The organism is Haloferax mediterranei ATCC 33500, from assembly GCF_000306765.2.
GTDB lineage: Archaea > Halobacteriota > Halobacteria > Halobacteriales > Haloferacaceae > Haloferax > Haloferax mediterranei.
Genome location: NC_017944.1, coordinates 290,763 through 305,999, shown reverse-complemented (window position 1 = coordinate 305,999; position 15,237 = coordinate 290,763). Strand labels below are relative to the sequence as shown.

The 15,237-nt window shown below is 61.6% G+C and carries 13 protein-coding genes; 4 read left to right on the top strand and 9 right to left on the bottom strand.

Translation table 11 applies throughout. From position 1 onward, the window contains the following. Nucleotides 1-197: 197 nt before the first annotated feature. Complete coding sequence (locus HFX_RS18080; RefSeq protein WP_004060841.1) at nucleotides 198-1,112, bottom strand: DMT family transporter; 915 nt, start codon at nucleotides 1,110-1,112, stop codon at nucleotides 198-200. A 209-nt stretch (nucleotides 1,113-1,321) separates the two neighbouring features. Next, nucleotides 1,322-2,749, bottom strand: a complete 1,428-nt coding sequence (locus HFX_RS18075; RefSeq protein WP_004060842.1) for an FAD-dependent oxidoreductase — start codon at nucleotides 2,747-2,749, stop codon at nucleotides 1,322-1,324. 174 nt (nucleotides 2,750-2,923) lie between these two features. Here HFX_RS18075 and HFX_RS18070 point away from each other — a divergent pair, with 174 nt between their 5' ends. Both HFX_RS18070 and HFX_RS18065 read left to right on the top strand, forming a co-directional pair. Further along, nucleotides 2,924-3,511 (top strand): hypothetical protein, encoded by a 588-nt coding sequence (locus HFX_RS18070; protein ID WP_004060843.1) that lies wholly within the window; start codon nucleotides 2,924-2,926, stop codon nucleotides 3,509-3,511. A gap of 38 nt (nucleotides 3,512-3,549) precedes the next feature. Continuing rightward, nucleotides 3,550-4,005 carry a hypothetical protein gene (locus HFX_RS18065; protein ID WP_004060844.1) on the top strand — a complete coding sequence of 152 codons (456 nt, stop codon included), beginning with the start codon at nucleotides 3,550-3,552 and terminating at the stop codon, nucleotides 4,003-4,005. Between the two features lie 54 nt (nucleotides 4,006-4,059). On the opposite strand, the gene HFX_RS18060 is transcribed toward HFX_RS18065, so the two are convergent. The 5 genes from HFX_RS18060 to HFX_RS18040 all read right to left on the bottom strand — a co-directional run bounded on the left by HFX_RS18060 (nucleotide 4,060) and on the right by HFX_RS18040 (nucleotide 10,199). Further along, complete coding sequence (locus tag HFX_RS18060; protein ID WP_004060845.1) at nucleotides 4,060-4,443, bottom strand: high-potential iron-sulfur protein; 384 nt, start codon at nucleotides 4,441-4,443, stop codon at nucleotides 4,060-4,062. Between the two features lie 209 nt (nucleotides 4,444-4,652). Beyond that, complete coding sequence (locus tag HFX_RS18055; RefSeq protein WP_004060846.1) at nucleotides 4,653-7,301, bottom strand: heavy metal translocating P-type ATPase; 2,649 nt, start codon at nucleotides 7,299-7,301, stop codon at nucleotides 4,653-4,655. A gap of 96 nt (nucleotides 7,302-7,397) precedes the next feature. After that, a complete protein-coding gene (locus HFX_RS18050) occupies nucleotides 7,398-8,798 on the bottom strand; it encodes a hypothetical protein (RefSeq protein WP_004060847.1) in 1,401 nt (466 codons plus the stop codon). Then, entirely contained in the window at nucleotides 8,795-9,052 is a 258-nt protein-coding gene (locus HFX_RS18045; RefSeq protein ID WP_004060848.1) for a hypothetical protein, read from the bottom strand. The genes HFX_RS18050 and HFX_RS18045 overlap by 4 nt, the downstream gene beginning before the upstream one ends. Nucleotides 9,053-9,128: 76 nt before the next feature. Further along, nucleotides 9,129-10,199 carry a DUF7350 domain-containing protein gene (locus tag HFX_RS18040; RefSeq protein ID WP_049917566.1) on the bottom strand — a complete coding sequence of 357 codons (1,071 nt, stop codon included), beginning with the start codon at nucleotides 10,197-10,199 and terminating at the stop codon, nucleotides 9,129-9,131. Between the two features lie 166 nt (nucleotides 10,200-10,365). Here HFX_RS18040 and HFX_RS18035 point away from each other — a divergent pair, with 166 nt between their 5' ends. Beyond that, nucleotides 10,366-12,009 carry a PAS domain S-box protein gene (locus tag HFX_RS18035; RefSeq protein WP_004060850.1) on the top strand — a complete coding sequence of 548 codons (1,644 nt, stop codon included), beginning with the start codon at nucleotides 10,366-10,368 and terminating at the stop codon, nucleotides 12,007-12,009. Nucleotides 12,010-12,096: 87 nt separating this feature from the next. On the opposite strand, the gene HFX_RS18030 is transcribed toward HFX_RS18035, so the two are convergent. Continuing rightward, nucleotides 12,097-12,516 (bottom strand): VOC family protein, encoded by a 420-nt coding sequence (locus HFX_RS18030; protein ID WP_049917567.1) that lies wholly within the window; start codon nucleotides 12,514-12,516, stop codon nucleotides 12,097-12,099. A gap of 154 nt (nucleotides 12,517-12,670) precedes the next feature. Between HFX_RS18030 and HFX_RS18025 the strand changes: the two genes are divergently transcribed. Next, nucleotides 12,671-13,039 carry a hypothetical protein gene (locus HFX_RS18025; RefSeq protein ID WP_049917568.1) on the top strand — a complete coding sequence of 123 codons (369 nt, stop codon included), beginning with the start codon at nucleotides 12,671-12,673 and terminating at the stop codon, nucleotides 13,037-13,039. A gap of 217 nt (nucleotides 13,040-13,256) precedes the next feature. Here HFX_RS18025 and HFX_RS18020 read toward each other — a convergent pair whose 3' ends face one another. Then, nucleotides 13,257-15,152 (bottom strand): DUF7289 family protein, encoded by a 1,896-nt coding sequence (locus tag HFX_RS18020; protein ID WP_004060853.1) that lies wholly within the window; start codon nucleotides 15,150-15,152, stop codon nucleotides 13,257-13,259. Nucleotides 15,153-15,237: the final 85 nt, after the last annotated feature.

Below are 15,237 nucleotides of genomic sequence, written 5' to 3'. Positions count from 1 at the left end.
TTTTTATTATTCAAGACGAATACCAACGAGTCCGAGAAGAGAGCTCCGTCTCGAGAGGAGAAGTCGTAGACAGCACGCCATTGAAACGTGAGAATTCACTGGCGAGTGAGACGGAGCAAGCGTATAGCTTCGAAAGAAGGTGGGTGAGACGGAGCCAAGGATATAACTTCGAAAGAAGATTCGCGATTAACTCTCGCTCAGTTCACCCGAGACCGGACGGAGCCGACCAACTCCCCGAGTGCCCGCCGTTTGATGAGCGCGAATCCGGCGAAGATGGAAACAAATCCGACTGCCGTGAGCGGGTCGATGAGTTTGTCGAGAAACATCCAACTCAGGAGTGTCGCAGAGACGGGTTCGAGGTAGCCGATGAGGTTGATCTGCGTGGGGCCGAACCGAGAGAGGAGTTCGAAGTAGATGAGGAACGCCGCCGCGCCGCTGATGACCGCGAGATAGACGAGCGACCCGACGGCGGTTCCGGTCCACTCGATAGCCGCGAGCGACTCGTTCGTCACAACACCGGTGAGATGGAGCAACGCGGCTCCCAAGAGCATCGCCCACGCCTGAAGCGTCCGGGCGGGAATGTTCGACGAGAACGGCCGAGTCAAGACGGCACCGAGGGCGAAACATGCGGACGCGACGAACACGATGCCGACACCGACCACGTCGCTGGAAAAGAGCGCGTTCGGGTCCGGTTGGGCGACGAAGCCGACCCCGACGAATCCGAGAACGAACCCGACGATTCCGAGCCCCGAGATGCGGTCACCGAAGAGTCCCGTCGCGAACAACGCGGTGAGAACCGGGCCGAGACTGATGACGATAGCCGCGACGGCACCCGGGACGTGCTCCTGTCCGAGATAGAGAAAGGCGTGGTGGCCGCCGATCAGGAGCGCGCCAGCGATACCCACGAGCGTCCAGTCGGTTCGCGTGTGTGGACGCCAGTAATCGGTCGAGACCGCGGCGTATCCGAGGACGATGAGACCGGCGAGGTAGTACCGAAGCGCGGCGAAGTGAAGCGGTGGGAAATACTCCAGCCCGATTTCGATGGCGACGAACGAACTCCCCCAAAGCGTCCCGAGGAGGAGAAATAGACAAGCAGCGACCCTGCCGTTCATCGACACCGCCTCTGAGATTCGAGGGTATCGGACTCGCTCGCCGCCTTCGATTCACCGCGTTCCGGTCTCGTTGTAGTTTCGTCCAGCACGTGAGCGTATCATTACCACACAATCGATAATAGTCGTTTTGTTCGGAGTAATCTGACTAATCGGATGTGTCACATGGACCGGTATTTGCATCGGCCGCAGATCCACATCGACTCACGGGTTTACATCGACCCACGAAGGACTTTAGCCGCGGTCAACACCGGGTCCCAGACGGGGCTGAACGGCGGAGCATACCCGAGGTCCAGTCGTTCGACTTCTTCGACAGTCAATTCGGCAGCGAGTGCTGTGGCGACGGTGTCGATTCTGACGGCGGCGCGGTCGGTACCGACGATACTCCCGCCGAGCAACCGACCCGTATCCCGGTCAGCGACGAGCGTCACGGTCGTCTCCGCGGCACCGGGATAGTAGCCGGAGCGCGAGCCTGCAGTGATAGTCTCCGAGACGGGGTCGAAGCCAGCGTCACGAGCCTCTTCGAGGTCGATAAGCCCGGCTCGGCCACATTCGAGGTCAAACGCCTTCACGACTGACGTTTCGGCGACTGTTCCGACCGGTTCGGGTACTCCGGCGACGGTCTGTCCGATAGCTCGACCGGCGCGGTTGGCTGGGAGTCCGAGCGTGTTCCACGTTGGTTCACCGGTGACGGTGTGTGTGATTTCGGCGCAGTCGCCCGCCGCGTAGACGTGTTCGGCGCTCGTCCGGCCGTACTCGTCGATTTTGATTGCCCCGGTCTCGCCGAGTTCGACCTGGTCGGAAACGAGTTCGACGTTCGGGCGGAGGCCGATACCGACCATTGCGCCGTCGACGGCCAGTTCTCGCTCGGGGCAGACGACAGCCTCAATGCGGCCCGTGCCGTCGCTTCGGAGTCGCTCGACTGGTTCGCCGAGATGAAGCGAGACGCCCTGTTCTCGGAGGTGTGCTTCGACCTCCTCGCCGACCGCCTCGCCGAAGGACTTGAGCACGTGGCCAGAACGCTGAAACAGGTGCACGTCGAGGTCGTACGCCGAGAGAGCTTCCGCCATCTCGACGCCGACGAAGCCACCGCCGACGATGGCGACCGACTCCGGCGGGGCCATCTCGGCGAAGTGGGTGGCGCGTTCCGCATCGACTAAACCGCCGCCGCCGAGGGCGTCGAGCGATGCTTCTTCCGGGTCGGTGAGGAACGACCGAATCGCCGCCGCGTCGTCGAGACCGTGCAGTTTGAACGCGCCGTCGAGTTCGAACCCTTCGATAGGCTCTGTGGTCGCTCTCGCGCCCGTCGACACGAGAAGGTCGCTGTACGGCTGTTCGAACCGCCCGTCCGGCCCCTCGACCGTGACGACCTGCCTGTCGGTGTCGACCGCGACGACCTCGTGTTCGCGCCGGAGGTCGATACCCCGTTCTTCGGCCTGTTCGGGCGACAGCGAAAGCAGGTCGGTGAGCTGTTCGACCTCTCCTTTCACGAAGTAGGGCGTTCCACAGTGAGCGTAGGAGACCCACCGACCCTTCTCGAAGACGATAACCTCGCGGTCCGGAGCAATTCGCAAGAATTTGCTCGCGGCGGAGAGACCTGCGGCGTCACCGCCGACGACGACGAATGGCTCGGCAGACATTATTGATAGATGATACGGTCGCCGATACGTAATTTCCCCGGTGGGGTGAGCGGCACGCACAGGCGTGAGACCGCCGAGTCGGCGGAGATGTATGTCGTCGCACCGAAGGCGCAACCTCGCCAGCGGTCGAACCGCGGGACCTTTCCCCGGCGACCGCCACAGTTCGACTGATAAATGCGCGAGGACGAGTTGGCGACGCGTGTGGTTGAACACTTCCGGGCGGCCTTCGACGACGTGGAGATTCATCTCGAAGAGCCGTACGACCACTACGGGAACCGCGGCGTCGCCGACGTGTACATCCGGGTCCGGACCCCCGAACCGGTCGACTATCTCATCGAACTCAAAGCCGATGCCGCCATTCGCCACGCCACGGGCGCGAACGAGATTCTCCGGCAGTATCGTCGCATGGAGCGCTACTTCTACAAGGACAACGAACACCATATTCGACCGAAACTCGCCCGCGACGGTCCCGGCGTCCACGCGCTGCTCCTGTTCGCACCCACCGAACGCTGTGTTCGACACGTCCGGGAACACAGCGCGCTCTACGAGTCCGTCGACCCCGAAACCGTCGTCGAGGATGTCGCCGCCTCCCGGAAAGTTGCCTTCTTGACGAACCTCGACCGGGCAGCGGAAGGAGAACTCAGCTTCCTTTCTGTGAACAGCGGGCTTCCGGTCGATTCGGACGCGTTTGCGGAAACCGTTCCCGCCGGTTCGCGCCTCGCCGAAGCGCTCGACGAAACACGCGACGGGGCGACCGACTAGCGGACACGCTCATACACCCCCCGTTCGTAAGGGCACCCATGGGAAGGATACGGAAGTCGGTTCGAATCCCGTTGGGCGACCTCCGCCAGCAGGTCGCAGACTCTATCGGTGTCGCAGCGTCGTTGGTCGATATTCACGGGATTCAACTCGAAGACGGGGCGCTCGAAGTCGAGGCGAGTTACCCCGACGGCGAGGACGTGCCGGCCGTCGAACTGTTCGTCACCGACCCCCAAGGAAACACGGAATCGTACGTCACGGAGCTAGACGGGGCGAAGAACCTGCTTATCGCCGGGGAAGACGTACTGGTCGAACTCGTGGACTACGACGCCGAACGCGGAGAAGTGTTTGTCTCGGTGAAACACCGACAGAATGGAGAGATGGTGACCGTTCTCGGATGCGGCGAGCAATGGGTAATCCCAGTCGAACACGACGGCGAAGAACGGTCGGTCCACTGCCGGATTCAGAGTGCCATCGAGTTGAAAAGCGACGCCTGAGAGTCGGTGTTCGCCGCTGGTTAGTCACGACTCAACCGGGATTCAGCTACCTGTCTATCCTTCGTACGCCACGTACGAGACGCAATACCCGTCGGGTGCGACTTTGCCTTCGACAATCGCGCACGCGCCGAGGCCGTCGTCGTTCTTGTCCTCGATGTAGAACCGGCAGTTTGAGCACTGTTGCCCGTCTTTGGGCTGGTCCTGATACGAGACAGCCTCCTGCGAGGAGAGGCTATCGGGGTTTCGTTGGGTCCCGTCGAGAGAGGTCGCAGTCGCGTACGCTGCCGGGACGCCACCGGTCGAGCTTGCCGACGTGGTCGTCGTGGGGGCTTCTGTCTCCGTTTCACCGCCATCGCCGGAACAACCGGCGAGACCGGCCATTGCTGCGGTTCCAGTGAGCCACATGAACCGTCGTCGTGTGCGCTGGTCGTCTGCCATGTTCCGGCCTCAGGAGGGAATGGATAAATTGAACATGATGTTTCTCAGAAGACAGGAATCGAGCAGTGATTGATAGTTGTGTGGGACTATATGGAGGGTCATTAACTGATAAACGTCTGGAAGACAGTTCTGGAAACCGAAATCAGAAAATCGAGTTCTGCGAGGCTACGTTCTGTGAATCGGGGTTGTTCTGAGGCTGATTTCAGAAGCTACTCGTCCGGCCGAATCCGGGCGAGTCGCATCGCGTTGCCTGTCACGCCGAGAGTCATCCCGGCGTCACCCGCGAGAACAGCGAGTGCGACGGTGACGTACCCAAGGGGCACACCAATGGCGAGGACGGCCTTAATCGCGAGCGACGCCCAGATGTTCTGTCGGATGACGTTATTCGCCTGATGGGATAGCTCGTAGAGGTACGGGAGCTTCGAGAGGTCGTCGGCCATGAGCGCGATATCGGCTGTCTCAAGCGCGGTGTCGGTTCCGGCGGCACCCATAGCCACACCGACGGTTGCGGTGGCGAGCGCCGGTGCGTCGTTGATGCCGTCGCCGACCATCGCGACCGACTCGTACTCGTCGAGAAGTCCCTCGACGGCGGTGACTTTGTCCTCCGGAAGCAGGCCAGCGCGGAAGTCGTCGACACCGACCTGTTCAGCGATGGCGCGGGCGGTTCCTTCGTTGTCGCCAGTGAGCATGACCACCGAAAGGCCAAACTCACGGAGTTGTTCCACGGTCGCTCGGGCGTCCGGACGAACCTCGTCGGCGACGGCGACGATACCTTCAATTTCGTCTTCCGTCCCGACGATAACCACCGTCTTCCCCTCGGCTTGAAGACGGGGAATTGTGTCCTCAACGAGATTGAGACAGCCCTGCTTGTCACAGAGTGCACGGACCTCCTCGGAGAGTGAGTCGGATGCATCGGTGACGTGGACGTGGCCGAGGTCGAATCCGAGTTCCTCGAAGAATCCGGGTTTACCAGCGAAGTGCGGGATGCCATCGAGGTCGGCGCGGACGCCTTTGCCGGTGATACTCTCGAACTCGTCAATTTCCCGACCGGCGACGCCGTTCCCCTCGGCGTGGGAGACGATGGCCTCGCCGATGGGGTGTTCGCTCCGCGATTCGAGACCGCGGGCGCACCGGAGCACGTCGTCTTCCGAGTACCCGTTGACCGGGACAATGTCGGTGACGGTGAGTTCACCCTTGGTCAGCGTGCCCGTCTTGTCGACGGCGATAGCTTCGACCGACCCCATCGCTTCGAGATGCGTGCCGCCCTTGATGAGCACGCCGTTGCGGGCCGCCGAGGTGATACCGGAGACGACGGAGACGGGCGTCGAGATGACGAACGCACACGGACACGCGAGGACGAGCATCGTGATACCATATACGAACCACGTCACCCAGTTCAATTCGAACGCGAGCGGCGGAATCGCGGCGACACCGATTGCGACGACGACCATGACCGGCGTGTAGTACGACGAGAATCGCTCGACGAACTGCTCGCGTTCGGTCTTGTTCGCCTGCGCGTCCTCGACCATCGAGACGATGCGCGAGAGCGTGTCGTCGCCCGCGACGGATTCGACGCGAACTTCGAGATAGCCCGCTTCGTTGACGGTTCCGGCGTACACTTCGTCGCCCGGTGTCTTGTCCACCGGAACCGACTCGCCGGTGATAGGGGCCTGATTAACGGCGCTGTCGCCCGAAAGCACGCTCCCGTCGACCGGGATTTTCTCGCCGGGTTTGACGACGACCACGTCGCCGACTTCGAGTTCTTCGACCGGAACGACGGTTTCTGTGCCGTCGCGGCGAACCGTCGCCTCGTCGGGCGAGAGGTCCATCAACTCACGAAGGGAGTTCCGCGTGCGGTCCATCGAGTAGCGTTCGAGGAGTTCGGAGACGCTAAAGAGGAACGCGAGCGTCGCCGCCTCGAAGTAGAGGCTTGTCGGCGACGAGATGAGACTCGCGGTGACGGCGCTGAGAATCGCCACCGACATCAGGAAGTCGATGTCGAGACTCCGGTTCCGCGCCGAGTAATAGCCGTTTCTGAGGATGGCTTGGCCGCCGATGGCGGTACCGACGATGTAGAGCACCTCGGCGAGCGTGAACGAGACACCGAGGACGGACGCGACGACGAGTTCGAGTCCGAGGAGGTACTCGGCGGTGATACCCGCCGCGAGGAAGCCGCCACTAACCCAGGTCTTTACGGCGCGGGAACTCCGCCAGACGCTCTCGTGTTCGGCGTCAGCGTCGCCGGTGTCGCCGTCTCCGACGAGTTCGTCAGCATCGGTGCCGGTGACCTCGTAGCCGGCGTTTTCGATGGCGGCGACGACGGTCTCCGGCCGAGCGTCTGCTGCGACGGTGACGACAGCCTTCCCCGTCGTCGGGCGCGTCTCGTAGTCGAGTACGCCGGACGTGTCTGCGAGTGCATTTTCGACCTTCCCCGCACAGGACGGACAGTCCATATCGGGAACCGAGAGTGTAATCCGGCGGGTCGATGGTTCGTCCTCGACGGCGTAGCCTGCACCCTCGATGTTGGTCCGGATATCGTCGACCGTGGTCCGATTGGGGTCGTAATCCACGACGAGGCGACCAGTCGTCACCCGCGGGTCGATATCGTCGATACCGTCGAGTCGGCGGACACTGGACTCGACTTTCCCGGCGCAGGAAGGGCAATCCATCTCCGGGACACCGAACTCCGCGCGGGCGGTGTCGCTACCGGACTTGGGAGGACTCAACTCCTCACCGGAACCGGTCGAAGCCGACGTATCAGCGTCGGCATCGCAGGCACCATCACACCCGCAGTCGTCCGGTGGTGCTGTGGACGAACCCGTCCCGTCGTCCAGGTCACGCCCATCGTATTCGCTCATATGCAGCACTAACCAGTGACCAGTTAATAATTCACCTGTTACTAATCGGCCAAGACATATTGTATATTCACAATCTAAACCGTTTTAGTTAATAACTCACTGCAGGAACGGCGGGGACGCCGTTGGCAGCGAGATGAGCCACAGGCTGATGATAGTGTAGAGAATCATCACGGTGACAAACGGGAACTGGCTTCGAACCGCCTGCATTCGACTCGGGAACGTCCGGTACGCCTGCGAGTGCGCGACCCACACGGCAAAGAGGTGCCCGAAGAGGATGAACACGATGTTCAGGCCGCCGAACCACGCGGGAAGAGTGAGTACAATCGGGTTCGCCGGCGACGACAGCGGCGACGACAACGCCTCGACGAGCATCGGCGAAAGCGAAATCAAGAAGCCGAAGTAGTGCGCGAGATGGTAACCGGCGGCGATAACGAGCAACGGGGGAGCGAATCTGATGGCGAGCGACAGCGGCGTCTCGAAGGTGTCGATTCTGCGGGCTGTTATCCGTGCTGCGAGGACGTAGAGGCCGAGGAAGACACCGAATCCCCCGAGGTAGAGCAGTGCGTAGACGAGAAGTGGTGGGAGTCCAACGTTGACAGCGGCCCTAATACCCGCAGCGCCCTGTTCGGTCGTGACGAACCCGCTGAACGTCAGTTCCCAGACGAGAACGACCGTAACCGCAACATCCGCGAGGTCAACGAAGTCGTCGTCGGTGACGAGTCGCATCCCCGGCAAGCGGACCGAGAGACCGTCGTCGTCGAGGCGAATCGGTGCGACCCGTCCGTAGAAGTGGAAGAAGACCGAAACGGGGTCGACTCGGTCGAACCACGTCTCTTCACCGACGAGAACCGCGCCGACGAGCGTGACGATGGTGTAGCCGACGAGCGCCGTTGCGAGGATTTCAGGGCGGCTCGTGACGCTTGTCGCCGTTTCGACCCAGACGAGCGCGAGGATACCCGCGACCGCTGGCCATCGGCCGAGTCGGTCGGGGTACGTGACGAAGCCGTTGGGGACCGCGGCGGCGACGGTGCGCCACGGGTTGAGCGCGCGCCACGTGTCGGCGACGAGGTAGGAGAACATCGTGTAGCCGGCTCGGAGACCGGCGAAGACGACGATAATAGCAAAACTGACCGTCGGCACTTGTGGACCCGTGTAGCCGAGGTACACGACGAGTGCGAGCAGTGCGATGCCGAGCAGACCGCCAGCAGCGCGGAGCGCGCGCACGAGACTATCAGAGAACTCGGTCGTGGTTCGCCAGCGGTGGACTCGCTCGATGAACCGACGGTCGGTGACGAAACTCGCAAGGAGCGCGGAGGCACCAACCGTCGCGCCGCCGGTGGCAAGATAGAGCCACCGAGGGACCGAAAGGTTGTCCTGTGAAGCGCCAGCGAGACCGACGGCGGCGTTGCTCGCGGCAGCCGGGTCGGCGACGATAGCAAGGAGGCTGGCGAGGAACACGCCGAGGCCGAATCGTCGGAGTGTGGACGGGCGAATCATGATGCGAAGACGATAAACAGCATGAGGAATCCGAAGTACAGCAATACGAGCACGCCGAGCGCACGGATTCGGAAGGATTTCAGCTCGCGTTCCTCCTCGTAGTAGGCCTCGCGGTACGCCTCGACCTCGTCCGCGTCGAGCACGTCGGGGTGTCTCGCACCGCGGTGGAGGACCAGCAGGCGCGCTGTCGGATACGCCTCGCTACACGTCTCGCAGACGTGGCGGTCACGTGTCGCGTCGGTGTCTGTGGTCATCCGAGAGTCACGCAAAGTTCGGGGACAGTGGGTTCTGAACGTTTCTGTTAGGCTGTTGCTTACGGTGGCGGTGCGGTCAGATATCGAACTGCATCGTGTCGAACGACCAGAATGCAGTCTCGTAGCCGTCGTGACGGGCGACCTGCGGTGGAACGTCGACTTCGAGCGTCACGGTGTCTCCGGATTCGACAGTGTCGGCCGCGAGCCCGTAGTGATACCCGATTTCGGGGTCGAGCGTCGGCCGGAGTCGGTCGCCGTCGACGACGGTCGTTCCGCCCCGCTCGACGGTTGCGCGGATACCCATCATCGGCAGGATGAACCCGTTGTGCGGGGTTCGGGCCGAGACGTAGACGTACGAACCGTCGACATCGAATCGAGCGCCGTCGTCGACGACAAACGCGTCGAAGAAGGCGTCGGCACTCGTCTTCCGGCCGAGATGCGTCCCAGGGAGTTCGTCGATTCCCTTCGCCTTCCCGGTCGGGACGCCCATCATCTCCATCGCAGGAACCGCGCCGCGAGAACCGGCCTTGTCGCCGAGGCGCTTGAGTTCGACGTCGTAGAGTTTGTCGGTGTTGAACGAGAACTCGAAGGAAGCCGTCTCGGCCGATTCGAACCGGTCGGCGAACGCCCCCGTCGTGTGGAGAGATTTCGAGACGGTGCCGATGTGGACTCGGGCCTCGTAGTCGCCTTGGCCGTCGAGAACGTAGTTCGAGCCGTAGTGCATGCCCATCTGCTGCGAGAGCATCGGATAGGCGAGTTCCTCGGTCACGAAGTCGCCGTCACGGAGGACTTCGATTGTGAGGCCCGCATCAATCGGCAGGACGGTTCCCGTCTCCTTGTCCCACAGCGATGCCATGAGGTGCAGCGAGTCGTCGGCCTCGACGACAGTTTTCTGTAGTTCCGTCCCAGCGACGGTCCAAAAGCGGTGCGGGTAGGAGTAGGTGAGCGCCACGCCGAAGGGGCCGGTGGTCGTCTTCCCGTACATCTTCATCCCTTCGGTGATTGCAGGGAGGTACACCGCATCGGGTCGGTCCTCGACGAGCGGGGGGTCGCGCCACGCGGACTGTTGTTCGAACCCACCGAGACACCCTGCGGTCGCGGTGAGTGCACCAATTCCGAGCGTCTTAATGGCGTCTCGTCGTCTCATGTGGGGTGTCGCCCCGCGCGTGTCGCCGAGGCGTTTCATGCTCGCTAACGGTCGAGTGGCAATGTCGGTTGCGCTTCAGCACCGGCTTTCGAGATGTGGATAGCTGACTCCTCGGAAGGTCAAATTGGACACCATATTTAAATACATAGTTCGAAACGGTTGGGGTATGAATAATTCACCGCTCGATAGCCTGGATGCCCGAGCTATCGCCCTCGCGTATCTGGTCTTCGGGGTGGTCGGGATGTTGGGCGGTGAGCTGTTCCTCTTTCTCGTCTTCGGTACTCCGCTGGCGCCGATGGAGACACTGCAGAAAGGACTGTTCTTCATCGGTATCTCGAGCGTGCTCGTGGGCATCCTCGCCGCCTGGAAGGACCGACAAATCGAACGGCAACAAGCGTCGGTTCGGTCCTCGTTGAACCAGCTAAAGAGCGTCCTCGACGCGTCTCCAGTCGCGATACTCGCGGTCACGCCCGACGGGCGAGTGACCCGCTGGAACGAGGCCGCCTCGGAGACGTTCGGGTGGAAGAGACACGAAGTCGTGGGCGAGTTACTGCCCATTATCGCTGACGACCGGCGAGAGGAGGTCGAAGCGCTTCTTCAGCAGTCTATCGAGGAAGGAGGACTCTCGAATCATCCGGTCGAGCGTCGGCGAAAGGATGGAGAGAAACGAGAGTTCCTCCTTTCGACAGCGTTGGTTCGTGATGCCGATGGTGAAGTGACAGAGATTGTCGGCGTCTTCGTCGACATCACGGAACAAAAGCGCAGAGAACACCGCCTTCGGGAGTTCGAGATGGCTGTCGAACAGGCAGGACACGCAATCTGTCTCACCCAACCGGATGGAGAAATCACGTACGTCAACCCGGCATTCGAGCACATCACGGGGTACAATCGAGAAGAGGCGACCGGGAAGACGCCGTCGATACTCAAGTCAGGAGAGATGGATGATTCGTACTACGACACGCTTTGGGAGACCATCAAATCGGGTTCGACGTGGCAAGAGAAAATCGTCGACCAACGGAAGAACGGTGAGTTCTACACGGCGAGTCAAACCATCGCACCGATAGCGAAGGATGGTGAAATCCTCGGCTACGTCGCAATCCAGTCGGATATCACCGAGTCGAAGTTGATTCGACAACGTCTGGGTGTGTTAAACCGGATGTTGCGTCATAACCTCCGAAACAGGGTGAACGTCGTCGAAGGGTACGCCGAGATGATTCGCACTAATGCAGCCGACGAGGAACTCGTCAGTGCGGCAGACAACATCCTCAAGGCGTCGGGCGAGTTGGTCACGCTCGCCGACAAAGCCCAGACAGTGACGGACCTCCTCGAAGCGGACGAGGCCGCCCGAAGCATACGCGACATCGTCGATACGAGCGTCAGTCGGGCCGAATCACGCTACCCCGATGCGACGGTCGAGCTGAATATCGAGCCGGACTGCGCAGCACAGGTCGACAACCGCATCGGCGTCGCCATCGACGAACTGGTGGCGAACGCACTCGAACACGGTGGAGAAACCGTCCGCATCGACGTGTCTCTGAGCTCCAGCGACGAAGCGAAACTCGTTATTCGGGTGAGCGACGACGGACCGGGACTCCCCGAATCGGAGTGGAACGTCATCCAACGAGGCGAAGAAACCCCACTCAAACACGGAACGGGAATGGGTCTGTGGCTCGTCCACTGGATAGTCACGAAAGCGGGCGGGAGTATGCAGTTAGACTCGACAAACCTCGGAGGCGCGTCGGTCGTGCTTGAACTTCCCGTCGGTGTTGCGGATGACACGAAGCGTTCGGAGCGTCAATCCGGACATTGAGACGGGCTGCCGTGACGGTGAAGTGACACAGTCACGGCCATATTTCGCCAGTCTATAGTCGGTGTTTCCCGCAGTACTCTTCCCCACTCAGGCTTCGAGGAGTTCGATGGGGTTTCCTTCCGGGTCGCGGACGAACACGATTCGGGTTCCACTCGCTGTTGTCCGTGGCTCGCTGAGCGTCTCGACATCCGGCGGAAAGTCGTCGACGACGGCGTCTACGTCATCGACCGAGAAGCCGAGGTGGGTCGCACCGGGTTGGTTCAGGACCGGTTTCGGTCGGTCGTCACCGACAGGGTCGTACTCGACGAGTTCGACGCGAACGTCGCCACCGTCGAGGTGAGCGAATCGCCCCGTTGCATCGGCAACGTCGACCGCTGTGGAAAACGCCTCACCGCTCACCTCGAATCGGTCGATAACCGATAGCCCGAGGATGTCGCGGTAGAACTCGACCATCGATTCGAGGTCGCGAACGGTAATGCCGACGTGGTGTGCGGGAAGGGAAGTCACAGTTCGTTTGCGAGCGTAGAGAGGCAAAGTCGCTTCGTTCGAGGCGCGGGCGAATTCGCTCGAGACGGCCCAAGACCGTGTCTCATAAACCGCCTCGGCCATCCACATAAAGTACGATGGAACCGACAGGAGCGCGATGCGAGGAGGGATGGACGTGAGCGAATCGCTCGTCGAATCGCTCCCGGGGACCGCCGTTCCCGAATCGTTCGTCACCGAACTCGAATCCACGGAGGCAATCCAGCAAGCGATTGCCGTTCGGGGCTACCACATCGAGCGAGACGAGAAGACGATTCCACACGCGTACCAACTGGTCGTGAACGTCCGGGGGAAGTACATCCTCGGACTGCACCTCACGAACGGCGAGTGGCGCGTCGTCTTCGACACTCGAGAGCATCCCGAACTCGCTCAAGAGGGCGCTCGGGCGGCCTACAAAGCGGTTCACGACGCGCTGTACGAGCGTGCGCCCTCGGATGCGAAGATTGACTTCGAAGCGACGCCGCAATTCTGGACTGCGCCGCAGTAGCTGACGCACCAGCAGAATTCGAGACGGCGGACGGCTCAGTGGGAATCAACTGACCGTCAAACCGGTACTTGGGACACCACCATGTCCGCAGAAAACCGGCGTCTTTGACCGCAGTATTACGTACGTACAAGAGCCTCAACTTGAGAGGTATCAACGCCCGTCGAAAAATAGGATGTCCGGCCTGCGCGCCAGCGTGCACCGGAGCGGCAGTCGAATACTACGCGCTTCTGATGTGGGTGCGGTGGACGGCGACGTGCAGATATTCGAGTTCGGAGAGCGGTGACCCACCCGTCAGCGTGTCTTCGAGGCCGCGGTCGTAGTGGATAGCGCCGTACTGTCCGGCGGTCAGATTCCCGGTCATGACGAGACCGTAGACGTGGGCCTGTTTGACGTAGACGTACCCGGGTCCGTCCGAACCCGCGGGAGCGAAGATGACGCCGTCAAAGCTCGCTCTGTGGCTGTTCGACCCCGCGACGGTCGCCCTGAAGTCCCGAGGTGCGAAGAGGACGAGACGGTTCGCATCCTCGCCGGGGACGTGAACGTCGGATTTCTTCCCGACGTGGAGATTTACGTCTCTGGAGCCCAGCCCGGTCGGGTTGACTGTCGTCTCGTTCTGACTCTGGACGACGAGGTGGACGGTGCCGTTACCGACGACCGTGAGGTTCCCCGACTCCAGTTTGGCCCAGTCGCGGACGACGATTCGGACATCACCCTCCGTGGTGTTCAATATGAGCGTCTCGTCGTCGAGATTCATGTTGTGGAGGTAGTAGTCTCCCGTCCCGATTTCTGCCGGCGAGTTCGAAATCGAGAGTTCGTTGTTCGTGATGTGTGGTGTCTCGTCGTTATCGGCGTCGGTTCGGACCCGTTCGGCGTACGCTTCGACGAAGTCGTCGATAGGCGAGACCGAGTCGACGCCGTCGATTCGGGTGACGTTCCCGTCTATCTTCGTCTTCTCCGTGGCGTCGGGTTCGGGTTCTTTGGTCCACTCGACGTCCCCGCTTATGTTCGAGTTACCGTCCAGATCGACGACACCGCCAGCCGCGACATCTCCGTCGATGAGCGCGTCACCGGACGTAAAGACGTTGCCAGCGGACCGAATCGACCCGTCAGCCGAGTTCGTCGACGCGTAGTCACCCTGTGAGGAGTCGTAGCTGTCTATGTACGCGCCGGTACCCTCGACAGACAACTCGCCCGTGTCGGAGGTGGCGATGATACCCACGTCGAACTTGCGGATGTCCGGGAGCGCGAAGAACGTCACTGTCACCTGCTCGGCGGAGTGGTTGTACGTCACGACGCCTCTCGTATTCTCCTCGAAGTACTGACCCCACGCCTCGTAGTAGTCGCTCTGGACGGTCACGTTGGTTGTCCCGCTTTCGAGCCTGTTGGTCAGGCCCCGACTCGAGTCCGGGAATTTCCGCACCGACGTCCCGTTCTTCGTGATGTGCACGCGGTCGGTCAACCCCGAATCGCCGTCAACAGAGACGATGGGGAGGGTCAGCGTGCCGTCGTTGTAGTGGAACTCCGGTCGCGAGAGCATGGCCGACCCTTCACCGTCCGAGCGCCAGACGCCGCCGCCCTGATACGCGACGGTCGTCTCGTCGCGCTGGTAGAAGACGGTCCCGAGCGAGGTGTTCGTCACCTCGGTCTCGTTGCCATCCGCCGGATGGTTGGTAACGCGTATCCATCCCTCGTCGTTGCTGTATGCGTGCCCGACGTTATCTACGAACCCGAGGTCCACCTGTTGGGAGGATGCGTCGCCGAGAGCCACGCGACTCGTGCGCGTGTCAAGCTGCTCGAATCCGCGCTCCGCCTGCGAGGTGGCAACGGTTCCCTCCTGCTCGCTAACGGCCGCCGCGCCGAAGATAACGAGCATGGTTCCCGCGAGGACGATGATGCCGATGAGTAGTGCGATGCCCATGACCTCCGATTGCGCCCGGTCGTCGCGCCGGTTGGTGCTCCTGCGGCTTCCTCCTCGACGGTTGCCCTTCTGGTCGCCTCCTCCACCGGACGGCGGTGGTACCGTAGCCCGAATCTGGTACCGCCGCTCTTCGGTCGTCGCGTCCGTATCCGTCTCTGTATCGAAAACTCGTCGTTTGAGTACGTTAAGAATCATAATGATGGTGAAGGCTGGCCCGGGTCCGCTGTGTCGCGGATGGCCGGCCGAAAGACCGCACGAGGTTGTTAGTTCAGTTCGATAC